21 protein-coding genes and 2 pseudogenes are annotated in these 24,602 nt (G+C 42.4%); all 23 read right to left on the bottom strand.

Annotated elements, in window-relative coordinates:
- Window positions 1-64: 64 nt before the first annotated feature.
- On the bottom strand, window positions 65-493 hold the full coding sequence (locus ERJ70_RS09385; RefSeq protein WP_209368831.1) for a YlbF/YmcA family competence regulator: 429 nt from the start codon (window positions 491-493) through the stop codon (window positions 65-67).
- A 1-nt stretch (window position 494) separates the two neighbouring features.
- On the bottom strand, window positions 495-2,075 hold the full coding sequence (gene miaB / locus ERJ70_RS09380; protein ID WP_209368829.1) for a tRNA (N6-isopentenyl adenosine(37)-C2)-methylthiotransferase MiaB: 1,581 nt from the start codon (window positions 2,073-2,075) through the stop codon (window positions 495-497).
- A gap of 196 nt (window positions 2,076-2,271) precedes the next feature.
- Complete coding sequence (locus ERJ70_RS09375) at window positions 2,272-3,450, bottom strand: glycine C-acetyltransferase (protein WP_209368827.1); 1,179 nt, start codon at window positions 3,448-3,450, stop codon at window positions 2,272-2,274.
- Between the two features lie 21 nt (window positions 3,451-3,471).
- Window positions 3,472-4,512 carry an L-threonine 3-dehydrogenase gene (gene tdh, locus ERJ70_RS09370; RefSeq protein ID WP_209368825.1) on the bottom strand — a complete coding sequence of 347 codons (1,041 nt, stop codon included), beginning with the start codon at window positions 4,510-4,512 and terminating at the stop codon, window positions 3,472-3,474.
- Window positions 4,513-4,684: 172 nt separating this feature from the next.
- A complete protein-coding gene (locus ERJ70_RS09365) occupies window positions 4,685-5,647 on the bottom strand; it encodes a dipeptidase (protein WP_508493498.1) in 963 nt (320 codons plus the stop codon).
- Window positions 5,648-5,707: 60 nt separating this feature from the next.
- A complete protein-coding gene (locus ERJ70_RS09360; protein WP_026570294.1) occupies window positions 5,708-5,968 on the bottom strand; it encodes a stage V sporulation protein S in 261 nt (86 codons plus the stop codon).
- 107 nt (window positions 5,969-6,075) lie between these two features.
- The gene (ymdB, locus tag ERJ70_RS09355) at window positions 6,076-6,873 is read right to left on the bottom strand and encodes a 2',3'-cyclic-nucleotide 2'-phosphodiesterase (RefSeq protein ID WP_209368822.1); all 798 of its coding nucleotides are present in this window, start codon (window positions 6,871-6,873) and stop codon (window positions 6,076-6,078) included.
- Window positions 6,874-7,032: 159 nt separating this feature from the next.
- A complete protein-coding gene (gene rny, locus ERJ70_RS09350) occupies window positions 7,033-8,598 on the bottom strand; it encodes a ribonuclease Y (protein ID WP_026570296.1) in 1,566 nt (521 codons plus the stop codon).
- A gap of 266 nt (window positions 8,599-8,864) precedes the next feature.
- Window positions 8,865-9,296, bottom strand: a pseudogene (locus tag ERJ70_RS09345) (recombinase RecA family protein); the annotation flags it as partial.
- Window positions 9,297-9,666: 370 nt separating this feature from the next.
- Window positions 9,667-10,272: pseudogene (recA, locus tag ERJ70_RS09340) on the bottom strand (recombinase RecA); the annotation flags it as partial.
- Between the two features lie 271 nt (window positions 10,273-10,543).
- On the bottom strand, window positions 10,544-11,803 hold the full coding sequence (locus ERJ70_RS09335; RefSeq protein ID WP_209368821.1) for a competence/damage-inducible protein A: 1,260 nt from the start codon (window positions 11,801-11,803) through the stop codon (window positions 10,544-10,546).
- Complete coding sequence (gene pgsA / locus ERJ70_RS09330) at window positions 11,800-12,378, bottom strand: CDP-diacylglycerol--glycerol-3-phosphate 3-phosphatidyltransferase (protein ID WP_209369254.1); 579 nt, start codon at window positions 12,376-12,378, stop codon at window positions 11,800-11,802. The genes ERJ70_RS09335 and pgsA overlap by 4 nt, the downstream gene beginning before the upstream one ends.
- 120 nt (window positions 12,379-12,498) lie before the next feature.
- Entirely contained in the window at window positions 12,499-13,428 is a 930-nt protein-coding gene (locus ERJ70_RS09325; RefSeq protein ID WP_209368820.1) for a RodZ domain-containing protein, read from the bottom strand.
- A 21-nt stretch (window positions 13,429-13,449) separates the two neighbouring features.
- Window positions 13,450-14,241: a YmfK family protein gene (locus tag ERJ70_RS09320; RefSeq protein ID WP_074597312.1), complete on the bottom strand. Its 792-nt coding sequence runs from the start codon at window positions 14,239-14,241 to the stop codon at window positions 13,450-13,452.
- A gap of 463 nt (window positions 14,242-14,704) precedes the next feature.
- On the bottom strand, window positions 14,705-14,965 hold the full coding sequence (locus ERJ70_RS09315) for a DUF3243 domain-containing protein (RefSeq protein ID WP_209368819.1): 261 nt from the start codon (window positions 14,963-14,965) through the stop codon (window positions 14,705-14,707).
- Window positions 14,966-15,053: 88 nt separating this feature from the next.
- Window positions 15,054-15,770 carry an elongation factor P 5-aminopentanone reductase gene (ymfI, locus tag ERJ70_RS09310; RefSeq protein WP_209368818.1) on the bottom strand — a complete coding sequence of 239 codons (717 nt, stop codon included), beginning with the start codon at window positions 15,768-15,770 and terminating at the stop codon, window positions 15,054-15,056.
- Window positions 15,771-15,789: 19 nt separating this feature from the next.
- Entirely contained in the window at window positions 15,790-17,079 is a 1,290-nt protein-coding gene (yfmH, locus tag ERJ70_RS09305; protein ID WP_209368817.1) for an EF-P 5-aminopentanol modification-associated protein YfmH, read from the bottom strand.
- Window positions 17,072-18,364: an EF-P 5-aminopentanol modification-associated protein YfmF gene (yfmF, locus tag ERJ70_RS09300; RefSeq protein WP_209368815.1), complete on the bottom strand. Its 1,293-nt coding sequence runs from the start codon at window positions 18,362-18,364 to the stop codon at window positions 17,072-17,074. Before yfmF ends, yfmH begins: the two co-directional genes overlap by 8 nt.
- A gap of 143 nt (window positions 18,365-18,507) precedes the next feature.
- Complete coding sequence (locus ERJ70_RS09295; protein ID WP_309507450.1) at window positions 18,508-19,461, bottom strand: ABC transporter permease; 954 nt, start codon at window positions 19,459-19,461, stop codon at window positions 18,508-18,510.
- Between the two features lie 6 nt (window positions 19,462-19,467).
- The gene (locus ERJ70_RS09290) at window positions 19,468-20,514 is read right to left on the bottom strand and encodes an ABC transporter permease (RefSeq protein WP_209368811.1); all 1,047 of its coding nucleotides are present in this window, start codon (window positions 20,512-20,514) and stop codon (window positions 19,468-19,470) included.
- Window positions 20,514-22,022 (bottom strand): ABC transporter ATP-binding protein, encoded by a 1,509-nt coding sequence (locus ERJ70_RS09285; RefSeq protein ID WP_245208194.1) that lies wholly within the window; start codon window positions 22,020-22,022, stop codon window positions 20,514-20,516. The genes ERJ70_RS09290 and ERJ70_RS09285 overlap by 1 nt, the downstream gene beginning before the upstream one ends.
- 135 nt (window positions 22,023-22,157) lie before the next feature.
- The gene (locus ERJ70_RS09280) at window positions 22,158-23,285 is read right to left on the bottom strand and encodes a BMP family lipoprotein (protein ID WP_309507413.1); all 1,128 of its coding nucleotides are present in this window, start codon (window positions 23,283-23,285) and stop codon (window positions 22,158-22,160) included.
- Window positions 23,286-23,378: 93 nt separating this feature from the next.
- A complete protein-coding gene (locus ERJ70_RS09275; protein WP_209368809.1) occupies window positions 23,379-24,104 on the bottom strand; it encodes a GntR family transcriptional regulator in 726 nt (241 codons plus the stop codon).
- Window positions 24,105-24,602 lie beyond the last annotated feature (498 nt).

Below are 24,602 nucleotides of genomic sequence, written 5' to 3'. Positions count from 1 at the left end.
ATTTATAATTTCCTATACAACGAAAGAGGACCATTCCGTCTCACGGAACAGTCCTCTCCAAAGGTCAATGACTACAGGAAGAGCCATTACCCAGTTTGGAGCCAGTTTCCCCTGCCAGTAAATCACCGCCTGTAGAGCGAATTACTTCATTGGTAACCTCTCTGGCAATGGTATTGGAAACAAGCTGCAAAATGTCATTGATCACTAACTGGGAATCTTTAAATTCTTGTACTAATGGGATTTCATCGATTTCTTTTTCGATACGATCCAGTTCTGCTTCCGCTTTCTTCTGGGCTTCTTCTTTCCCATAAGCTTGTAGATTCACGACTTGTTTTTGCATTGCTTTTAATTTCTTAATTAAAATCTGTACCTTCTGGTTCTCGTTCAACTTAGCTTCTAATTGCTTAAAACGCTCGATTTCTTCGGTATTAGCCATCATTTGGGCCAACTTATTCGCTTCGTCCAGTACTTGCTTTTTTGTATATGGAGCCAAATCATTTCACCTCTGCAGTTTCTTCAACCATTTCTCCGTCAAGAGACCAGGTTTTCGCATTTGTTATTTTAACCTTAACAATCTTACCGATTGCAGACCTAGGTGCTTTAAAATTGACCAATTTGTTCCGCTCGGTATAACCTGCCAGTACGTCCGGGTTCTTCTTACTTTCTCCTTCTACAAGAACATCGACGACCTGGCCTTGGTACTTCTTCATTGCTTCTGCTGATTGCTTATTAATCAATTTGTTCAATCGCTGCAGACGTTCCTTTTTCACTTCCATTGGAACATTATCTTCCCAGCGTGCTGCCGGAGTACCTTCCCTTGGTGAATAAATGAATGTGTAGGCACTCTCAAAACCTACTTCTTCCACAAGGCTCAGTGTCTCTTCAAATTGTTCGTCTGTCTCATTTGGAAAGCCGACGATGATATCCGTCGTAAGAGTGGCATTCGGCATTGCAGTTCTGATTTTATCGACCAGCTCAAGGTACCTTTCCCTGGTATATCGCCGCGCCATAACGCGAAGCACTTCCGAACTTCCGGATTGAACAGGCAGATGAATATGGTCCAGTAGATTGCCGCCTTTGGCCAAAACTTCGATCAAGCGGTCGTCAAAATCCCTAGGATGTGATGTAGTGAAACGAACACGCGGGATATCAATTTTCCGGATTTCATCCATCAAGTCTCCCAGACCATAATCCATATCTGTAAGATCTTTCCCATAAGCATTAACATTTTGCCCTAGCAAGGTTATTTCCTTGTAGCCTTGAGCAGCAAGCTGCCTTACCTCCTGGATGATATCCTCAGGCCGCCGGCTTCTTTCCTTGCCGCGTGTGTAGGGAACAATACAATAGGTACAGAACTTATCACATCCGTACATGATATTAACCCAGCCTTTTATTTTCCCTTTTCTTACTTTTGGCAGGTTTTCAATGATATCTCCCTCTTTTGACCATACCTCGACAACCATTTCCTTGCCGAACATAGCTTCTTTCAACAATTGTGGAAGACGATGAATATTATGCGTACCGAAAATCATATCGATGAACGGATGTTTTTTCAATATCCGGTTTACGACCGATTCTTCTTGAGACATACAACCGCACACACCTAAAATTACATCTGGATTTTCCGTTTTCAGTGTTTTCAAATGTCCAATTTCACCAAACACTTTGTTCTCGGCATTTTCCCTGATAGCACAAGTGTTCAACAAAATAATATCGGCTTCCGTTGCTTCGTCTGTCGACTCATATCCCATATCGGTCAGCAGACCCGCCATTACTTCCGTATCATGTTCGTTCATTTGGCAACCATAAGTGCGGATCAAGAACTTTTTATCTTTGCCGATGTTTTGCATATCTTCTGGTACCTCATAGTCATAATGAATCTGCACATCTTCTCTACGGCGTTTTTTGGCCTTTTTTAAATTTGGCGGTTCGTAGGTTGTTTGAAAATATTTTCCGATGAGTTCATCGCTGTCCATATTTTTTAAACGAGATAGGTTCTTCTCCTGGTCGGATTTTATGTCCGCTGGATTCTCCTGTTTTATTTGGTTCATTTCTTTCCGCTGCTGTTCATTCATTTACAGAAGCTCCTTCCTTGAAAAAACTGTCGTTCCTTTTTATGTATCTGTCCGGAACCTATCACCATAAAGGTATCTCCAATTTACTTATTATATCAACTACTAATACTAAAAATAAAGGGATTTTGTATGAAAAAAGGAAATAGACGAATGGCGAAAAAGTACCACGATGGTCTTTTTCGCCATTCTTGTCCTATTAATCAATAATTTTCAGTTTTTTTCCTGCTTGTTCAAATGCATGCAGTGCTTCCTGTAAGTCTTCTCGGGAATGTTCTGCTGTTACAATTGTCCGAACACGTGCTTTTCCCTTTTGCACAGTAGGAAAAGCGATTCCTTGAGCAAAAACCCCTTCCTCAAACAACTGATCGGAAAAGCGGTGAGCTAATGCATCGTCTCCTACCATCACCGGAGTTATCGGCGTCTCGCTGATGCCGATGTCGAATCCTAACTCCTTCAGTCCATTCTTGAAGAATTTCGTGTTTTCCCAAAGTTTTTCAATCAATTCCGGCTCTTCCAGTAAAACATCGATCGATGCATCACAAGCCGCTGTCACTGCCGGCGGATGGGAAGTGCTGAATAGGAACGGTCTGCCTTTATGAATCAAATAATCCTTTAATGTCTGCGTACTAGCGACGTATCCTCCCAGTACACCAATAGCTTTACTTAATGTTCCCACTTGAATATGAACACGACCATCCAGTCCAAAATGGTTGACGGTACCGCGGCCGTTTTTCCCTAAAACCCCGCTGGCATGAGCATCATCGACCATGACAAGTGCATCATATTTTTCAGCCAACTCCACGATTTGAGGCAGTGGAGCAATATTACCATCCATGGAAAATACGCCGTCGGTCACGACCAATCTTGTCCGGTAATCTTGCGTTTCTTTCAATGCCTGTTCGAGAGAATCCATATCGACATGCTTATAAATCTTTCGGCCTGCTTTAGTCAAGCGAATACCGTCGATAATGGAAGCGTGATTTAATTCATCCGAAATAACCACATCTTCGTTTGTCAAAATCGAGGAAAGCACACCCTGGTTTGTGGTAAAACCAGATTGGAAGACCAGTGCTGCTTCGGTATGTTTAAATTCCGCCAGTTTTCTTTCGTAATCCTCGTGCATTTTTAACGTTCCGGCGATCGTGCGGACCGATCCTGTACCAACTCCGTACTTTTCAATCGCTTCTTCTGCCGCTTTTTCCATTCTGGGATGTGAGGTCAATCCTAAATAGTTATTGGAAGATAATTGAATAACCTCTTTCCCTTTTATCGTAACTCTTGCCCCTTGTGCAGATTCGAGGGGGATCAAGTTACGGAAAGTCCCCTCCTTCTTCATATCTTCCAATTGCTCCTGGAGAAATTCAAAACCTTTCAATCAAAACGCCTCCCTATTTTTTTATGGGTGTAAAACCACTTTACCACACTTGCCTTCATTCATAAGATTAAACCCTTTTTCAAAGTCCTCTAAAGGGAAGTGGTGTGTAATCATCGGACTGACATCTACTTGTTCGGAATTAAGCAGACGAGAAACCTGCTGCCAAGTTTCAAACATCTTTCTGCCGGTGATTCCTTGAACCGTTATTCCCTTAAACACGATGTCGTCCGTAATATCGACTTCAACCGGTTTTGTCGGAAGACTGAGAATCGATACTCTTCCCCCGTTGGTCACCATTTTAAAACCCTGGTTTATCGCTGTCGGATGACCGCTCATTTCACAAACGACATCGACCCCATGGCCTCCGGTAAGCTCTTTGACCCGATCGACCGGATTCTCTTTTGCTGAATTGATTATGGTCGTTGCTCCCATTTGATTTGCCAAATCGAGTCGGTAATCATTTAAATCAAATGCAATTACTTGGGAAGCTCCAGCTGCTTTAGCCACACCTACAGCCATCATTCCAATGGGGCCACAACCTATGACAGCCACTGATTTACCGACCACATCACCGCTTAATACAGTATGGACAGCATTCCCCATCGGTTCTTGGACGGAGGCAATTTCCACTGGCATATCTTCTGGATTCTTCCACATGTTATCTTCCGGCAAAGCTACATATTCAGCAAAGCAACCATCCCGGTCCACACCAATGATTTGTGTATTTTCGCAAATATGGTACTTTCCAGTCAAGCACTGAGGACAGTGTCCGCAAACAATATGGGTCTCTGCACTGACATAATCGCCTACTGCAACCTTTGTCACTTTTTCACCCGTTTCCACCACTTCGCCCGCAAATTCGTGGCCAAATACGTATGGAGGATGAACCCTGCTTTGCGACCATTCGTCCCAGTTATAAATATGGACATCTGTGCCGCAGATAGAAGTTGCCTTTACTTTTATTAGCACCTCCCGATCCCCGATAGAAGGTATTTCCACCTGTTGAATTTCCGCACCTTTTTCCTTTCTGCTTTTCACTAACGCTTTCATAGTTCCATTCACTGTGAACACAACTCCTCACATGAAGATACATTGTAGATTGATATATTCATATTTTAACATGATAAAAATATTAATCAATCTCCTGTGTCTATTTGGAATGGACATTTGAGCGCTGCTGAAGCAACCGTTTATCCTTTGATTCTGTATTGCCATCAGACTGGCAAGGAAACACCTAACCGTTGCACGGAAATTTTTTTATGAAATTCTGATTGGTTATCTTGTGAACTACGTTTCTAGGCCATCTATGTAAAAGCTCCTGATTAAAGGCATGATAGTCCGTTGGGTCGAAAAGACCTTTTACAAACTCACTGGTTCCGTCAAAATCTGAACCCAAGCCCAGGCAGTCTTCAGCTCCCTCACTTATATAATAGGAGATATGATTCAGGACATCCAGATAGGTAGCCTCTTTTCCATCATTCAGAAAATCCGGTACAAAAGTGATGCCGATCCATGCCTTCTTTTTAATCAGCTGTTGAATTTGCTGTTTGTCCAAATTTCGTTTATGGGAAGCCAGTTCGATCGCATTGGAATGACTTGCCATCGGAAATTCAGCTAAATCGATAACATCCCAAAAACCTTGATAGGATAAATGAGATACGTCTGTCCATATTTTTTCCTTGTTGAGTAGCTTGACCACTTCGTGTCCGAAAGAGCTTAAACCGGCTCCTCTCTGTTCTTCAATACCATCACATACCGCATTTGCCTGATTCCACGTAAGCCCGACCGCTTTGACTCCTAAGTGCAGCAGGGTTTTCAATTTGTTTATGTCAGACCCAATTACGTGGCAACCTTCCAGTGTAAGCATCGCACCTTTTTCATGCTCCTTTAATGTTTCTATATCACGGCGGGATGTAATCCGTTTTATATGGTCGTAAGGCTCGATGATTTGTTCATAAAATAAATTCACCATCTCTAATGCTGCTGAAAATTGTGCTTCCTCTGATACTTCGGGAGGTACAAAAATAGCAAAGCACTGAATTTTAACTGGACTTTCCATCCATTTTTGATAATTCACCTGCAGTTGTTCACTCGATTCGAAGGGCAGCTGATATTCCCACATCTTATATAAAGCATCACAATGGGCATCGATTATCATTTTCTTCCTCCTTACGGGTCCATTAAAATTAGACGACAGATATTCGTCACAAATCTATAAAAGAAAAACCTGCTTGCTATGGCAAACAGGTAAAGGGATTTATCTAGGCTCTATTATCAGTTTAATAGCAGTCCGTTCCTCATTATCAATCATTATATCAGTAAAAGCCGGAATACATATTAGATCAACTCCACTGGGGGCGACAAATCCTCGGGCGATTGCAACCGCTTTAACGGCCTGGTTTAATGCACCAGCACCGATTGCCTGTATTTCTGCTGAGCCGCGTTCCCTTAGCACATTCGCGAGTGCACCTGCTACTGAATTGGGATTTGATTTAGCTGAAACTTTTAATATGTCCATTCCTAGTACCTCCTTCGTTTACTAAAGTTGTTCCACTTTTACTATATTCTTGGAGTTGATAGATATTCCCTTTTATTATGCGGTAATTATTCTAAAAATTCAAATAATCATCCAAAAAACGGGTGGTCATCATTGATTAATATCCGTTCTACTTTCTTGGCAAAACCGGTGCTTTCATCAAGATCGACAATAAAACCGTTTAATTGTGTTCTTCCCGTTTTGGTCACTTCAAAACGTACCGGAAGATTGGTAAGAAACCGGTTCAGTACCGCTTCTTTGTCTGTACCCAAAATTCCATCATAAGGTCCGGTCATTCCTGCATCGGTAATATATCCAGTTCCCTTTGGTAATATCCGCTCATCTGCCGTTTGCGTATGGGTGTGGGTTCCGACTACAGCGCTGACTTTCCCATCAAGATACCAGCCCATTGCCTGTTTTTCACTGGTAGCTTCCGCATGGAAGTCGACGAATATAAGATTGGTTCTTTTTTTTGCTTCAGCAATCAATTGATCCGCTTTCCGAAAAGGGTCATCAAGCGGCGGCAAAAACGTTCTCCCCTGCAGATTTATCACAGCTACTTCAGCCTTGTTGCTGCGTACATAAACAATTTCTCTCCCAGGCGTTCCCTCTGGAAAATTAGCAGGCCTGACCATATACTCGGCTTCATCGATGAATTCAAATATTTCTTTTTTATCCCAAGCGTGGTTCCCCAGTGTTACAGCCTGTGCTCCCGATTCCAGGAACTGTTTATAGATTTTCTCTGTTATACCTTTTCCTGCAGCTGCATTCTCACCATTAACGATGCTTACATGCGGCTGGTATTTTTGCTTTAAACGAGGCAGATAGTCGCGTACCATTTCTCTTCCTGGTGAACCGACCACATCGCCTATAAATAAAATCCTCATCAGCTTCAACCATCCTATCTTGTTAGTTAGTTTCAGTTTCACATAGATGTGTATCCATGTCAAAATAGATCATTCAATAAATGCAGGTTCTTGTAGATAATATATATGATTCTCGGTTTTTTATGAAAAAGCACAAAAATAAAGCGGCCAAAAGCCGCTTTATTTTGCATATTCCACTGCACGTGTTTCCCGGATGACCGTCACTTTTATGTGACCGGGGTAATCCAGTTCATCTTCAATTTTTTTCCTTATTTCTCTTGCTATTTTCAGTGCTTCCAGATCGTCAATTTCGTCCGGCTTCACCATTATTCTGACCTCACGTCCTGCCTGAATGGCGAACGATTTTTCTACACCATCATATGACTCCGAGATTTCCTCAAGTTTCTCCAGCCGTTTGATGTAATTCTCAAGTGTTTCGCTTCTTGCGCCAGGTCTGGCAGCTGATAAAGCATCTGCCGCAGCAACCAGAACGGCAATAATGGACGTCGGTTCTTCATCACCATGGTGAGAGGCGATAGAATTAATGACGACGTCATTTTCCTTGTATTTCATAGCCAATTCTTTACCAATCTCCACGTGACTGCCTTCTACCTCATGGTCGATAGCCTTTCCGATATCGTGGAGTAAGCCGGCTCTTTTAGCAAGGGTTTCATCCTCGCCAAGCTCTGCTGCTAGTAAACCGGCCAGATGCGCCACTTCCGTAGAATGCTTCAACACGTTCTGTCCATAGCTTGTCCGATACTTCAAACGACCGAGAATTTTGATAAGGTCAGGATGCAAACCGTGTACACCGATTTCAAAAGTGGTCTGTTCACCGACTTCCCGAATATACTCATCCACTTCTCTTCTTGATTTATCAACCATTTCCTCAATTCTCGCCGGGTGAATCCGTCCATCCTGAACAAGTTTTTCCAAAGCAATCCGTGCAGTTTCCCTGCGGATTGGATCAAAACCGGAAAGGATAACAGCTTCTGGTGTATCGTCAATGATCAGGTCAATCCCTGTTAAGGTTTCAAGTGTTCTGATATTACGGCCTTCACGACCAATAATCCGGCCTTTCATTTCGTCATTCGGAAGGTTGACAACCGATACAGTTGTTTCTGCCACATGATCTGCGGCACAACGTTGTAAAGCCAGCGACAAAATGCTTTTAGCCTTTTTATCAGCTTCTTCCTTCGCACGGTTCTCTGCTTCTTTAATCATGATTGCCGATTCATGTGTAACCTCTTGCTCGACTCGTTCTAAGATCACTTGCTTGGCTTGGTCAGTAGTGTATCCGGAAATGCGCTCAAGTTCAGCTTGCTGTTCACCTAACATAGCTTCCACTTTGCTTTCCATTTCTTCAATTTGTTGTTGTTTTTCTGTCAGAGTTTGTTCCCTTGATTCTAACATCAGCTCACGCTTGTCCAGCGTTTCACTTTTTCGGTCCAAATTTTCTTCTTTTTGCATCAGGCGTGTTTCCTGTCTTTGCAGCTCCGCTCGACGCTCTCGGAGCTCCTGATCCGCCTGCTGACGAAGCTTATGATTTTCATCTTTCGCTTCAAGAAGCGCCTCTTTTTTGGCTGCATCGGCATTCCGATGACCCTCTTCTACTATTTGCTTTGCCAATTCTTCCGCACTTGAAATCTTTGCCTCCGCAATAGATTTACGAATCAGATAACCAACAACAATACCGACGATAAGGGTAAGCAAAATGGAGATGATTATTAAGGTAACTATTTCCATGAGTTCACCTCCTCTTGCTATAAATTTGTACAATCACTTTTAGTCGGCATGTACAGTGTCTTTCAATAAAAAAATCGTTTGTTTGCAAAAAAGTGTATAATAATAAGAAGAATTATACATATCAATTTTAATCTTGGAATTTTATATTGTCAAGGAACCGTCAAATTTATGTCATAATCTTTTGGCAAATTGCGCAAACTATGCAGATGGGACTGATCCTTCCTACAAATGAATCCCCAACCGGTCTCGGCTTGGGGATTCATCACTTACATGTCCATTGTTTCCTGGTTTTCCGTTTCTTCGGAAGTTTCCGGGGCAGTATCCATTTCATAATGGCTGCGAATAGTATTGTAGATTTCCATACGGATATCTTCATTCTCTTTCAGGAACTGCTTGGCATTTTCCCGCCCTTGTCCGAGACGTTCCTCGTTATAGGAGTACCAGGCACCGCTTTTTTGTACAATGTCGAGATCGGAACCAATGTCCAATAGTTCGCCTTCCCGGGATATACCCTCTCCGTACATGATGTCTACTTCTGCTTGTTTAAACGGAGGAGCTACCTTGTTTTTTACTACTTTGATTTTTGTTTTGTTACCAACCATGTCATTTCCTTGTTTCAGCGTTTCAGCTCTGCGCACTTCGAGTCTTACAGATGAATAGAATTTCAAAGCACGCCCGCCAGGAGTCGTTTCCGGATTCAGTTTTGTTATCACAAGAGCTTTTTATCTCTTGTTTCTGGAGGTTTCTTTCCCTCATATCCTTTACAGGAATACGGCCAGTCTTTTCTGACCCAGCTCAGCATATCTTTTCATCTTCGACTCACTCGTTAAGATGATGCGGACTCGTGGAAGGATTATATTCTGCCTGCGACAGGTTCACCTTCTATGCGTTGCCCCTGACTGTACTATTACTTACAGCCTTCGGTTCGGATTTACTTCTCAGTATCCCCGCTTCATTCCGCATTGATAATCTGGAAAATTTCTTTTCCAGACGGCAAGCTGCTTATTGTCCGGAATGGACGGCATTTAAACCGCCTGCTTCCCGCACATTTACTTAAGCAGCATTCTCACCAAACATGACTCCTACTTTTTCCCTTATTTGATTGATAAAGATAGCTGTCGTCTTCGATTTGTTAATGGCTCCCGAAAGCTTTCGCAGCGCCTGAGACATTAAGCGTGCCTGTAAACCAACGTGTGCATCTCCCATTTCCCCTTCAATCTCTGCTTTTGGTACGAGAGCTGCAACCGAATCAATTACCACCATGTCGACAGCTCCACTTCGGACAAGCGCCTCGGCTATTTCCAGGGCTTGTTCCCCTGTATCGGGCTGAGATAGCAGCAACTCATCGACATTTACACCAAGCTTTCTGGCATATACCGGATCTAATGCATGTTCAGCATCAATAAATGCAGCTTGTCCACCCTGACGCTGCGCTTCAGCGATAGCATGCAAGGAAACGGTTGTCTTACCAGAGGATTCAGGACCGTAAATCTCCACTACACGTCCTCTTGGATAGCCGCCCACCCCAAGCGCTACATCCAAGGCTAACGAACCACTCGGAACTGTGGCAACTTTTTGCTCCGCACGTTCACCCAATTTCATAATAGAGCCCTTGCCAAATTGTTTTTCTATCTGTTTCAACGCCATATCTAAGGCTTGTTTTCGATCACTCAAATTATTTCCTCCTTAATATTAAGCTATTACCATCATAACTCGTTTTATGAGATTTAACAAGTGAAAAGCGAATAAATGTTCCCTTTTTTTCTACTAGTAATTTATTGCTAAAATGGCTTATTAATTAGGGAAACATTCATCTTAATGCTCAGAGGAAACGACAACTTTCAAATTTTGATGTTCAGCTTATTTTTGTTATAACAGTTAAAAAGTAAATGGCTTGCAGAAAAAAGTGATTTTTTTCCTGCAAGCCTGAGTCAGCCCAATCCTTTTAAATCATATTGTTATTAAGACGATACAATAACTCCAGCCCTTTTTTCACAGTGCGGGCACGAATCGTCTCACGATTTCCGTTAAACTGGAACTGATAAACCTTCGTCTCTTTTTGTTGTTGGGAAATGCCGATAAACACAGTTCCGGGAGGATTTCCTTCCGATTCCCCAGGGCCAGCAACTCCTGTGAAGCTAATTCCTATATCCGCATGAAACGACGAAAGAATGTTTTCCGCCATTTCTTCTGCACACTGCTTACTGACCGTCCCAAACCTGTCAATTGTTTCAGGAAGGACTTTAACAACCGATTGTTTCACTTCTGGAGAATAACAAACAACGCTCCCCGCCACGATTTGGGAAGCACCTGGAACAGAAACAAGTTTGCTAGTGAACATTCCTCCTGTCAAACTCTCTGCTGCAGCTATTTTCAATTTACCTTCCGCCAGCATTTCCACCGTTTTGGCTTCCAAGTTCTCCTCATCATATCCGTAAAAGAAGTCGCCAACCAGTTCCAGAATCTGTTTTTCGGCTTCCCTGATCAATCGTTCTGCTGCTTGACTAGTTGAGGCGCTAGCTGTCAACCGAACTGCTACTTCTCCCTCTAATGCCAACGGAGCAATCGTAGGATTTGTTTGAACGGCAATTAACGATTGCAACTGATGCTCAAGCTGTGATTCGCCAATACCGACAAATCTTAACATCCGTGATTGTATTACTCTATCAAGCTGATATTTTTCTTTGATATAAGGGAATGCATATTCTTCTGCAATTTGTTTCATTTCTCTTGGAACTCCAGGCATAAAAATCCAGGTGACATCCTCTGTCTCCATTGCCATTCCGGGAGCCATCCCGACGTGATTCGGCAGCGCTTGTGAGCCGTTGAATATCAATGCCTGTTTACGATTATTAGGAGTCATTTTCCTGTGGTTATTTTTAAAATAGGAAATAATTTTTTGAAGAGATGGTTCATCCGTTACTACATCCACCCCATAGATTTCCTGAAAGGCATCTCGTGTCATATCATCCTCGGTCGGACCAAGACCTCCGGTAACCAATACGATATCGGATCGTTTTGCAGCAGTGGTAAAAACTTGTTTGACTCTCTCTAGATTATCACCGACCACACTGTGGTGGTAAACATTAACACCATAATCTGCAAGCCGTTTGGATAACCACTGACCGTTCGTATTGGATATTTGGCCAAGTAATAGCTCTGTCCCAACCGCAACAATTTCTGCGCTTACCTGTTTCTTTGTCATTTAGAATCCCTCATTACATGCCAATTTTTGCGGAAATAATCGTAACCGGAGACGATCGTTATAATCATAGCAGCGTAAAGACAAATGATTCCGAATGGAAAACTCAGGTATGAAAATGGATAATTGTGCAGCAAAAGGGCGGAAATAGCTACAATCTGTAACACTGTTTTCAGCTTTCCCATTTGGCTTGCAGCAAGAACAAGCCCTTCTCCTGCAGCTACAAGTCGAAGACCGGTAACGGCAAATTCACGGCTTATAATGATGATGACGACCCAAGCAGGTGCGCTTCCCATCTCCACTAAAAGAATCAAAGCAGAGGCAACCAGCAACTTATCCGCCAACGGATCCAAAAACTTCCCCAAATTGGTCACAAGGTTGTACTTCCTGGCATAAAAACCATCGACCCAATCAGTAGTCGAGGCTAAAATGAACAACAAACCTGCCATAAAGTGGGAAATAGGCAATTCCTGATTACCGATGTCCCAGCTTCCCCAATCAAACGGGATGGACAAAAGCAGGATAAAAATAGGGATCAGAAAAATGCGTGACATCGTGATTCTGTTAGGTATATTCATCATGGTATCCTCCAATTCAATGTAAACATAATCTGTTAGTCAAAAGAAGGACTATTCCCTACCACAACTGTCTACTGACGACAGTTATCGACTGGGAACAGCCCCCGACATTCCAATAACTTACTCTTGCTGTTCTGTTTCGTCTACAACCTCAACGAAGACTCGTTGTACCGTGTTACTAGACATTTCCGGAATTTCCAGCGGAACGCCTGCGATTGTTATTTCAATCGGCTCTGGATTGCCAAAGCGGATCATAAACTGATCTGCTCCGGATAAATCCTCTTCCAATGGAGATTCACTTTCACCGAACATGCCACTATACAAGTCGTTGTCTTCACCTTCAGTTATTTCCAGCCAATGGTCACTTTCTGAAGCCACTTCTACGACGATATCTTCTCCAGGATTGACCAGTTCGATATTCGTCACCTGATCATTCCCCTGCGTGCCCTGATCGACCACATTCAGTTCCGGCTCTGCTTGTTCTTCTTCATTCGTTGAGTCCTCTTGTTGTGTTTCCTCTTCTGTCTGTTCTTCAGCAGCATCATTATTCCCGCTATCGTCATTCTCTTCTGTTTCAGAAGAATCCGGATCGCCAACATAGACTTCGTCCTGCTCTTCATTCTGCTGATTCGATTGACTAGGATCATCCCCTTGGGACTGTTGGTATAAATACCAAACAGTGAAAAGGATACCAATCACCAGTAATACGACAATAACGGTCGGCAAAAAAGAAAGTACGGCAGGACTTTTGGTGGACGCAGAGCTTTCTTTTCTGCTACGCTGCACCCTTGTGTACTGAACAGCACTTTCATCACTGGTAGCCGGAAGCTCGCCTTTGTGCTCTTCCATTAAAACATCCGGATCTAAATCCACTGCTGTGGCATATTCCTTAATAAACGCCCGAACATAGAAGTTACCAGGCATGACACTGAAATTTCCTTTTTCAATTGCTTGCAGATAACGAGTCTGAATCTTTGTCATCTGTTGTATTTCTTCTAACGAGAGATTTTTGGCCTCCCTTGCTTCTTTTAGCCGTTCTCCAATTTCCATAGTCAAAAACACCTTCCAATTCTAAAAATCAAACATGGAAAAGCCCCCGCTATCATCAAACTTGGACTTTTCAATTGGTTCGTATTTAATTTCCTCGTTCTCATCATTTCTTAACTCAATAATGTAATCAAAATCATTCAAGCTGTATTCTGTTTGCTGAACAAATATATCCGGATGCTCCACTACCTTCACAGCTGGCAGACGCATGATTTCACGCACCAACTCCCAGTGTTTTTCACTTGCACGCTGGGTAGAGACAATCCCATCGATGATATAGATATTATTCAGGTTGTATTCATCCTTGATTAATTTGCTGCGAATTGTTTGTTTTAATAACGTGCTTGATACAAACAACCAACGCTTATTTGCACAGACACTCGAAGCGACAATCGACTCTGTCTTGCCAACGCGCGGCATCCCCCTGATGCCTATTAGCTTATGCCCCTCTTTTTTAAATAATTCCGCCAGAAAGTCGACAAGAAGACCCAGTTCATTGCGCACAAAGCGAAATGTCTTTTTGTCGTCAATATCACTATGTATGTACCTGCCGTGTCTGACAGCCAACCTGTCTCTGAGCTTAGGTTTTCTTATTTTTGTCACATTAATAGTTTCCATTGTGTCCAAAATTGATTTCAACCTAGTGATCTGTTCGTCTTGTCTTGATAATAGCAGCATCCCTCTTCGAGAATCTTCTACACCGTTTATCGATATGATATTAATCGATAACATCCCCAATAAAGAGGATATATCGCCTAATAAACCGGGACGATTATGCTGAATTTCATATTCAAGATACCATTCGGTTTTGTCCATAGAAAAAGCTCCTTCATCTATAACAGGACGCTATTCATTCTGTTTATAAATGGATTTACTCTTATCATAAATGATTTTTCACAATTAGAAAAGGACATTATTCGGTTTACTGTTTATAAATTCCACAATTTTTTCAGCCTAAACGACCTAAGAGCACCAAACCAACCAGTTTTATCATTTAGGTGATCTCCAAATCGTTTTTTAATTCAACCTTTTAACCAGGAGAAATAATAAGAGGAAAGAACCTGAGGCAATAATCATTTTTGCATAACGTCATCTACTTGAAAATTCCAAAAAAGAGGAAGCCTGCTTCTCTGAGATTTCTCGGTACTGCATCCTTATAACGGGAATTGTCTTTGTGGAAGAAAAAAAAAGTAAAAAGCTTGTAGAAAACACTCGTTTTTCTACAAGCTTTTTGCCTGCCGCTATGTAGCGACAGGCTTTTTGATTACTTAAAAATCAGTTATTGGCCTGTACCTTCGTTTTGGACCATCTTCACCATGGTATTAGCAATGGCACGCTGTTCATCTTTAGAAGCTGCGTTCCACAAATCACGCAATATTGCTTCCTGGTCATTTTCAGCATCCACTTGCTTGGATAAGTATCCGCCAATCTCAAAGGCGAGATCAGAAATGGTGTTTTGATCCATTCCCTGTCCTTGTGCTTGATGAAGACGGTCCCCAAGAAAATCCTTCCAAGATTCAAAATTATCGAGAACTGACATCTTTTTTCCTCCTTCAATCTCAACTTTCAAGCTTAGCATTTGATTTATGCAGAACTTTATACATTAGTTGAAGAAGAATTTCAGCCCTTTACCATGCGCCGGTAACATTGATGATTTCTCCTTGAATGTAACTAGAACGGGAGTCCAGTAAAAATGCGGCCGCATGGGCGACATCTTGCGGATTTCCAGCCCTGCTTGCCGGTATTTCCGATACTATTGATTGCCTGTCTTCGAAAGAAAAATGTTCATTCATTCTGGTATCGATAAAACCAGGACTAATCCCGTTAACATTGATTCCGCTTGGCGCAAGTTCTTTACCGAGCGATTTCACAAAACTGTTCTGAGCACCTTTTACAGAAGAATAAACGACTTCACAGCTTGCACCGATATCTCCCCATATCGAAGACACAACCACTATATGCCCGGATTGTTTTTCAATCATGGAAGGTATCACATGTCTGCTGATCATCCACAATGCCTTTACTTGCATGGTCAGCATCACATCCATTATGGCCTCTTCTGTATCCTGAAACAAGCCGATATGACTAGTTCCACTTGCAAACACCAGGGCGTCCACAGGTAAATCAAGCTTATGCAAGAACATGGTGATCCCTTCATTCGTGCGCAGGTCACCATGAAGGACGGCTAGTACCGCCTCGTCGGGCAAGGTTGACGCAAGTTCATCTACCGCCTGTTTATTACCGTTGTAATGCAAAAGCACTTGATAGCCTTCTTCCACCACCCTCAGAGCGATGGCCTTTCCAATATCTCCACTTGCCCCAATGATCAGACAATTACCTTTCATATTCACCGTTTCTTCCCTTTCACCCTTGCTCAGGAACGATTTGACAAACGGAAATGCGGTCTTCATCGACCCAGTTTTCCATAAATTTATTTGCTTCCTTGACAGTCAGGGCTTCAATTACTGGCAGTATTTTGAATAAATCGATGCCTAGCAAATGATAATGGGTAAACTGGTTTGAAATAAACTCCAATGAATTCATCGCCCGAAGAAACTGGCCGATTTTTTTTCTTTTCATGGTGTTGAATTCTTTTTCCGTTAGTTTATTTTCTTTCAAATCGTGGAGCATCTGCTTCACTCTTTCAGCTAGTTCGTCTGGTTTTGTTGTGTTCCCCCCGATAACGGAAAATCCGAACGAACGCTCAATGTTGGTTTCAAATTGGAAGCTGTTATCGATCAAGTCCGCTTCATATAATTCCTGATAGTATTCACCGCTTTTGGAAAAGTAATAATCAAGCAGCATTTCCGTCAGCAATTCTTCCTTTAAGAAAGCTTCGTCGGAACTTCGATCTGTTCGCTCTTTTATCCCAACCATACATTTGGCTACAGAGACAGGCATCTCGATGACGTTTTTTTTCATTGCTACATGCTCGGGTTCCTCAGGAAACTGACGCTTTAGTTCCGAAGCAGGTTCAAATTGTTTAGCGTCCTGATTTTGTTTGATCAATTTCATCATTTCTTCCGGCTCAAAGTTTCCAGCAAGGAAAAAAGTCATGTTTGAAGGATGATAAAAAGTATTATAGCAAGTGTATAAATCATCCTTCGTGATCTCACTGATTGATTTTACCGTTCCGGCAATATCGACTTGAACCGGATGGTTTTCATAGAGACTCTGAATCGTGCCAAAGAATGAACGCCAATCCGGCTGGTCATTGTACATTTCAATTTCCTGCCCGATGATCCCCTTTTCCTTCTCTACCGACTGTTCAGAAAAAAATGGATCTTGGACAAAATCAAGCAGCGTTGTGACATTTTCTTTAATATTGCTAGTAGCGGAAAACAAGTAAGCTGTCTTGGTAAAAGAAGTAAAGGCATTTGCAGATGCCCCCTGTTTGGTGAAATCTTGAAAAACATCTCGATCTTCTTTTTCAAACAATTTATGTTCTAGAAAGTGGGCTATACCATCCGGCACTGTTATGAAGTCTTTTTCTCCCAGCGGAACAAATGTCTGATCGATGGAACCATAATCAGTGGAAAAAATACCGAATGTTTTTGCCATTTCAGGCTTTGGCAGAAGGAACACCTGCAAACCGTTGGCAAGCTTCTCTGAATATAGCGTTTCTTTTAATTGGTCGTAGCTTGTTTTATTCATTTCCGCTTCCCCCTTTGCTAGTCAAGAAATACACGGTATCCTGTTCAATTTTTTCGCCAACATGTAATACATCTTCTCTGGTCACTTGTTTTACTCTTTCAATCATTTGATCAGGTGAAACTTCCGTTTCGGCTAGTACTTGATGGTAAAGAATTTCAATCAATCCTTGGGGATGATCCATCGTTTCCAACAATTGATTGACAACCAGGTCTTTTGTATCTTTTAATTCTTCTTCAGAGAATTCTCCTTCTTTCATTAATACCATTTGTTTATTGATGATATCTCGTGCCTGCTGAAAATCTTTCGGGGCAATCCCACTGAAAACGAGCAGCAAGCCTTTGTGGCTTTCAAAACGGGATGCAGCATAGTAAGCAAGACTGTGTTTTTCCCGTACATTCATGAACAGTTTTGAACTCGGAAAACCACCGAACAATCCATTGAATACCTGCAAGGCATAATATAGCGGATCACCAAACGTAATATTGGTGCGATAACCGAGATGAAGCTTTGCCTGCTGCACATTTTGTTCTTCCACGACTGTGTTCACTTCTTCAACTGATTGTTCCACTATTGTCTTTTTCGACTCTGGCGAACTTGCTTTTTGTTTATCAGCAAATGCCGATTCAATCAGACGTTCTGCTTTCTCAACAGACACATCTCCCAGAACATACACATCCATTTGGTCTTCCGCCAACATATTCTGATAATATTGATACAAGGTCTCTTCATTGATGTCTTCTAAATCCTCTGCATATCCATGTACATGCAGACGATATGCTTCATCCTTGCACATTTCATCGATCATTCGCATATTTGCATAGCTCATTTTGTCATCGATTATCGAGTCGATTTTCTGCTTTAAGGTTTGCTTTTCTCGTCTTACAATCGAAGCATCAAAGCTATTTCCGTCTGATTTAGGATCGAACAAAATACTGCTCAGCATTTCCACTGCACGTTCTAATATTTGTTCATCGGTAGCCAAATATGCCTCATTGGCCGTTTCCAACCGTAAAGTAATAACATGGTTTTCCCCCTTTTTAGAGCCATCAACACCAAGCACTGCACCATATAAGTCATCAAGCGCTGTACGAAGCTCCCGGGCACTCGGGTACTTGTTAGTTCCTTGCTGAAGAATGTAAGGAAGCAGCGCCCTCTTGGTTATCGTGTCCCTTTCCAGGCCAGCTTTAAGCTTTACAACAACATTGGTTGTTTTATATTTTTTACTAGGAATTACATGTAAACGGTAACCCTTTTTATCCACTCGTTTTTCTTGAATGACGTCCATTCATTTTCCTCCCTTGGCGAAATATAGGTATAGCATTCGACTTTAGCCTAAAACTATCCTCGTATGTATGGTTTCCCCTGTATTAGCTAGTTTAACGAAAAACAAACCCGGTAACAAATACCAGGTTTGTAAAAAGTGAATTTTTATCTGCTTCCTTTTATATATGGTTCTCCGTTTGCTTTCGGAGCTTCCGCCCTGCCGATAAATCCTGCGAGGGCCAGAATGGTCAACACATACGGGGCAATCAATAAATAAATTTGCGGTACATCTTCTAACAATGGAATGCTGGAGCTAATCACACTTAAACTCTGGGCAAAACCGAAAAACAATGCTGCCCCCATTGCTCCAAGTGGATGCCATTTACCAAAAATCACGGCAGCCAGTGACATAAACCCTTGTCCGACAATGGTTGATTGCGAAAAGTTCAAGGCGATCGTCAAAGCGAATACGGAACCGCCAAGTCCGCCCATGGCTCCAGAAATCATGACAGCCACGTAACGCATTGCATAAACATTGATCCCGTTTGTGTCAGCAGCCATCGGATGCTCGCCGACAGAACGCAATCGCAAACCAAATGGCGTCTTATACAAAATATACCAGGCGATAATCGCTAATATGATGGCAAGGTAAGAGGTCAGGTACATGTTCTGAAAGAACAGGGGACCCAGAACCGGAATATCGCCTAATACCGGAATATCCAAGGTATAGAAAGGCTGGGAAACCATATCTGTTTGTCCCTTGTCATACCATTGTTTGGTCAGGAAAACACCCAAACCTAGTGCCAGAAAGTTGATCGCTACACCACTCACAACCTGATCCGCTCTGAACGTTACCGATGCAACTGCATGAATCAGCGAAAAAACTGCGGAAACAACCATTGCAGCCAAAATGGAAATCCATGGGGTAGCAGCACCGAATACATCGGCGAAAGTAAGGTTGAATACTACTCCGACAAAAGCTCCCATTACCATTAAACCTTCCAGGCCGATATTGACGACACCGGAGCGCTCACTGAACACACCTCCGAGGGCTGTAAAAATCAGTGGAGCGGAGAAGAACATTGCTGGAGGAATGATTGATTGCAAAATATCCAGGATACCCACTTATTTTCCCTCCTTCTTAAAACGAAGCAGCACCCAGCGAATAATATAGCTTGAGGCCACAAAAAAGATAATCAGGGCTATCACGATTTCTACAAGCTCAGAAGGAACATCTGCTGCGGTCGGCATATTAAGCGCTCCGATTTTCAGTGTTCCGAACAATAACGCAGCTAGCACGACACCAAAAGCGTTATTGCCACCAAGAAGCGCAACCGCGATCCCGTCGAAACCGAGATTGGTAAAAGCGGAGTGTGTTGGCATATAACCAAATGTTCCGAGTCCCTCCATCGCTCCCCCAAGACCCGCAAACGCTCCAGAAATCACCATGGCGAGGATGATATTCTTACCGACATTCATGCCAGCATATTGGGAAGCATGCTGGTTGAAGCCCACAGATCGCAATTCAAAACCCGCACTTGTCTTTTCTAGTAAAAACCACATGATAACTGCTGCAAACAAGGCGATCAGGATTCCATAATGCAATCGGGAAAAGCTGGTCATTTCCATCAACCAATTCGATGCAAGCGAAGCAGATTCTTTGATAGGATCGGAAGAATCCTGGTTTTCACTTAAAACAGACCGTATCAATCCATTCGATACATGCAGTGCAATATAGTTCATCATAATCGTGATAATAACTTCGTGAACACCGAGTTTGGCTTTCAATAAGCCCGGAATAAATCCCCAAATCGCTCCAGCTAAAGCAGCTGCCAAAAGCGCCAGAGGCAGATGGATAATCATCGGTGCATCGAAAGCGGCACCAACCCATACTGCGGCGAGCCATCCTACGATGACTTGACCTTCAGCTCCAATATTGAACAGTCCACTACGAAAAGCAAAAGCCACAGCCAACCCGGTAAATATGTATGGGGTTACCTGGCGGACTGTCTCTCCGAAGTAATAAATGTCACCAAAGGAACCGTCCCATAAGGCTTGATAACCACTCAGCGGGTTGTAACCGAATGCGGCCATGATAATAGCACCAACTATCAAGCCCAATAGTACTGAAATAACAGGCACCAGAATATTGAACATACGGTTGGTAAACATCAACGCCCACCTTCCTTCTCTACGGAACTTCCAGCCATAAGCAATCCCAATTCCTGTTCATTTGTTTCGGATGGAGTGACATTTGCCACTATTTTGCCGTCAAACATCACAGCAATCCGATCACTTACATTGAGGATTTCATCTAGTTCAAAGGATAACAGCAATACTGCACGCCCTTTATCACGTTCCTCAATCAATTTTTTATGGATAAATTCGATTGCACCAACGTCCAACCCACGCGTCGGCTGTGCAGCAATCAACAAATCAGGAGATCGGTCCACTTCACGGCCGATGATTGCTTTTTGCTGGTTCCCACCTGACAAGGACCTCGCTTTGGTGTATTCACTTGGTGTTCTGACATCATATTCTTCTATCAATCTTTTAGCATGGGAATAGATATTTTTATAGGAAAGCACGCTATTCTTTGCAAAAGGCTTTTTATAATAGGTTTGCAAAACCATATTTTCACCGATTGGAAAGTCCAACACCAAGCCAAATTTATGGCGATCTTGTGGAATATGCGACACACCAGAGTCGGTCACTTTTCTTGGTGGTAGATTGGTAATTGCTTTCCCATTAAGAAGAATAGCACCTGATTCGACTTTTCGCAGCCCGGTGATTGCTTCGATCAATTCTGATTGTCCATTGCCATCAACTCCAGCAATCCCGACTATTTCACCCGCTCTAACTTCCAAATCCAGTCCTTTCACCATTTCTACTTTCCGGCTGTCCTGGACGTGGAGGTTTTTCACGGAAAGAGTTTGGCCTTTTGGTGCAGCCTCCGTCTTTTCTGTCGTAAAGCTGATTTCCCTTCCGACCATCAACGAAGCAAGTTCATCAGGGCTTGTTTCTTTGACATTGACTGTACCGATACCTTGGCCCTTCCGCACGACTGTACACCTGTCGCAAACTTCCATAATTTCCTTTAATTTATGTGTAATCAAAATAATGGATTTCCCTTCCTTAATTAGGGACCTCATAATTTCGATCAATTCTTTGATTTCTTGAGGAGTAAGCACAGCCGTCGGTTCATCCAGAATTAAGACTTCTGCTCCCCGGTATAGAGTTTTCAATATTTCAACACGCTGCTGCATTCCGACGGAAATGTCTTTGATTTTTGCTCTGGGATCTACTTTCAAACCATAGCGGTCGGAAAGTTCCGCCACTTCCTGTTCTGCCTTTTTCAGGTCTATTTTGCCGCCCTTTTTCGGTTCACTGCCCAGTATGATGTTTTGGGTAACGGTAAACGTATCGACAAGCATAAAGTGTTGATGAACCATCCCAATTCCTAAATTGTTGGCTACGTTGGGATCCGTAATTTTCACGGCCTTGCCATTAACCCGAATTTCTCCCTTTTCAGGTTGATACAAACCAAACAACACGTTCATTAGCGTCGATTTTCCCGCTCCATTTTCCCCGAGCAGGGCATGTATTTCCCCTTCCCGGACCTGAAGGGTTATATTATCATTCGCAACGATACCCGGAAATTCTTTGCGGATATTCAGCATTTCTACAACATAATTCTCCAAGTGTATTTCACTCCCTAACATGCGGTCGAGGTTTAACCTTCTTTATAACATTCCGTTTTCAGAAGAAAAAGGCTAGATTTTTCTAGCCTTTTTCTATCCACATTTCTGGTTTTCTTATAAAGAATCAAGGTAAGCTTCTAAATCTTCTTCTGTACTAGGTACTTCCACTTCACCATCAATGATTTTTTGTTTCCAATTGTCAATTTCCTCTACCATTTCATCAGTCAATGCCTCTTCGTTCGTCTTAGCTACTGAAACACCCTCATCTTCTAAACCGAATTCCAGGATCTCTCCACCTGGAAACTCACCGTTCATTGATTGTGCAGCGACTTCTTGTACAGCGATATCAACACGCTTGACCATAGATGTCAGTGTGACATTGTCATCACCGATCGCTCCCTCTTCGTATTGATCTCGGTCTACCCCGATAACCCATACGTTTTTGGAAGGGTCATTCTTCTTAATGTCCTTAGCTTGGGCAAATACTCCATTACCAGTTGCACCGGAGGAATGATAAATGACGTCCACTCCGCTATTATACATATTAGAGGCAATTACTTTCCCTTTATCCGGAGCACCGAACGATTCGGCATATTGTACGTCGACTTCGATATCCGGGTTTACAGAAGCAACGCCAGCCCGAAAGCCTGATTCAAACTTTTTGATCAATTCACTGTTTTCACCGCCGACAAAACCTACTTTATCGGATTCAGTTTTCATTGCTGCCGCCACCCCGACAAGGAAAGAACCTTGGTGTTCCTTAAAGGTGATGTTTGCAATGTTATCTGCTTCTGCCACCGCATCAACCAATGCAAAGTGTGTATCCGGGTTTTGCCCAGCTACCTTATTTAACGCATCTGTCAGTTTAAAACCAATACCGAATACCAAATCATAATCTGCTTTCACTAAGCTGTTCAAGTTCGGCATAAAATCTGCATCACTTTCCGACTGAGCATAATCGAACCCTTCGCCTTCTTCCAGCCCGTTCTCTTCACCGAAAGCCTTAAGACCTTCCCATGCAGATTGGTTGAACGATTTGTCATCTACACCGCCGACATCGGTTACCATACCTACTTTAAAATCGGAATCTCCTCCACCTTCCTGGTTTTCACCGGAATCGGAAGCTTCTCCTCCGCTTTCTTCCCCGCTGCCTTCATCATTAGAAGACCCGCAAGCACTTAGAATAATTCCCGCTGCAAATAGCAAAGCTATCAATAATAGCAAACGATTTGTTTTCAACATTCCTACCCCCATCAATGTTAGTTTTTATTTTGTATTGCCTAAACTCACCTGCGAAACGGCGCCGGCACATCACCCCCTTAAAATATCTTCTCTTTACATGCGCTTCCTGATTACGTAAAAGCTAAATACGTCTGCTCTGAAATAATTACATGAATACAATACTGGTTCATCACTTTCTGTATAATGCATCTGTTTCAGTAGCAGCATTGGCTGATCAGGCTGACAGCCCAAAACAGGTGATACCAGCTCATGATAGCCTACTGGTTCGATGTGGGTGACTGTGTAGCTGACATGTTTACTTCCATAGTCTTCTAATACCTGGAAAATGGAGGCTTGATTATGAATTTTTTCTATTGGAATCAAGTGCTCTAAAATGTTATCGATACAATAAACGACGGGTTCACCGTCGGCAGTTCTGACCCGTTCTATTTTAGCCAAAGTATCGATCTCGAATGGGGCGAATCTGTTTTTATCTTCCTCAGAAGCTTCGATCAATTCTGTTGACAAGTATTGGGTTCCCGGGGTTTTCCCGGCGGAAGCAATCATTTCTGTAACACTTTTCAAATGTTCAATACCAGCAGAAAAAACAGGTTTAGGGTTGACGAACGTCCCGACTCCATGACGTCTGGTCACGATATTCTCTTCCTCCAAGAGCCTGAGTGCTTCTCTTAATGTAGCCCTTGAAACGCCAAGTCGCTTTGACAGCTCAAATTCAGAAGGCAATTTCTCTTTCTCTTTATACCTTCCAACCTCTATATCCTGTTTCAATTGATCGATAACCTGAAGGTATAAATGACGAGCATCGGCTTTAATTGACATGACATTACCCTCCGATGAAGTTCAATCTTCGTAACATATGTATCTACTTACTAGGTAAAAAGTATTATTTCCAGGTCAATCCGCCTAATAACTCAAAAATCTACGCAGACAGGTTGTAAGAGAACTGACCTCTGACAAGTCATTCTTTGTCCGAAATAAATATAACACTTTTGGTCTAGTAAATAAACAGGATTTGGACAAAAAACGACAGAATCTTTTAGTTTTATGACAATTTTAATAAACCTGCTAATTTTCTTACAATTAATGTTAATCAACCACTGGTATACTTTTTACATATGGGAATGCAAGCAAATATTTCCGAGGTTTTTCTCTTAAAAAAACTCCTATTTGAACTTATTGTCCAAAGAAGGAGTTTTGTTAAACTGCGGCAAATCTTATATGGTGTTTTTTATAAAGGTTATAAGTACAAGGTAGTAAATGTGACTTGTTACGGTCTTCGGGAAAATGTGCCTATCCCCTCGAGGGCTTAAGACCATC

Source organism: Sediminibacillus dalangtanensis, assembly GCF_017792025.1.
GTDB classification, from domain to species: Bacteria; Bacillota; Bacilli; order Bacillales; family Amphibacillaceae; genus Sediminibacillus; species Sediminibacillus dalangtanensis.
The sequence above is the reverse complement of the archived record's forward strand: the minus strand, read 5'-3'. Positions and strand labels throughout refer to the sequence as shown.

Bases quoted from the DNA above. Each gene is read 5' to 3' on its own strand.
- ERJ70_RS09325 (WP_209368820.1), bottom strand. From the start codon at position 13,428: ATGGAAATTGGAGAACGGCTAAAAGAAGCAAGGGAGGCCAAAAATCTC.
- pgsA (WP_209369254.1), bottom strand. From the start codon at position 12,378: ATGAATATACCTAACAGAATCACGATGTCACGCATTTTTCTGATCCCT.
- ERJ70_RS09280 (WP_309507413.1), bottom strand. From the start codon at position 23,285: ATGTTGAAAACAAATCGTTTGCTATTATTGATAGCTTTGCTATTTGCA.
- ERJ70_RS09320 (WP_074597312.1), bottom strand. From the start codon at position 14,241: ATGGACAAAACCGAATGGTATCTTGAATATGAAATTCAGCATAATCGT.
- ERJ70_RS09290 (WP_209368811.1), bottom strand. From the start codon at position 20,514: ATGTTTACCAACCGTATGTTCAATATTCTGGTGCCTGTTATTTCAGTA.
- ymdB (WP_209368822.1), bottom strand. From the start codon at position 6,873: ATGAGGATTTTATTTATAGGCGATGTGGTCGGTTCACCAGGAAGAGAA.
- ERJ70_RS09275 (WP_209368809.1), bottom strand. From the start codon at position 24,104: ATGTCAATTAAAGCCGATGCTCGTCATTTATACCTTCAGGTTATCGAT.
- rny (WP_026570296.1), bottom strand. From the start codon at position 8,598: ATGGAAATAGTTACCTTAATAATCATCTCCATTTTGCTTACCCTTATC.
- ymfI (WP_209368818.1), bottom strand. From the start codon at position 15,770: ATGAAAGGTAATTGTCTGATCATTGGGGCAAGTGGAGATATTGGAAAG.
- ERJ70_RS09315 (WP_209368819.1), bottom strand. From the start codon at position 14,965: ATGTCAGTTCTCGATAATTTTGAATCTTGGAAGGATTTTCTTGGGGAC.
- ERJ70_RS09335 (WP_209368821.1), bottom strand. From the start codon at position 11,803: ATGACAAAGAAACAGGTAAGCGCAGAAATTGTTGCGGTTGGGACAGAG.
- miaB (WP_209368829.1), bottom strand. From the start codon at position 2,075: ATGAATGAACAGCAGCGGAAAGAAATGAACCAAATAAAACAGGAGAAT.
- ERJ70_RS09360 (WP_026570294.1), bottom strand. From the start codon at position 5,968: ATGGACATATTAAAAGTTTCAGCTAAATCAAATCCCAATTCAGTAGCA.
- yfmF (WP_209368815.1), bottom strand. From the start codon at position 18,364: ATGGACGTCATTCAAGAAAAACGAGTGGATAAAAAGGGTTACCGTTTA.
- ERJ70_RS09285 (WP_245208194.1), bottom strand. From the start codon at position 22,022: ATGCTGAATATCCGCAAAGAATTTCCGGGTATCGTTGCGAATGATAAT.
- yfmH (WP_209368817.1), bottom strand. From the start codon at position 17,079: ATGAATAAAACAAGCTACGACCAATTAAAAGAAACGCTATATTCAGAG.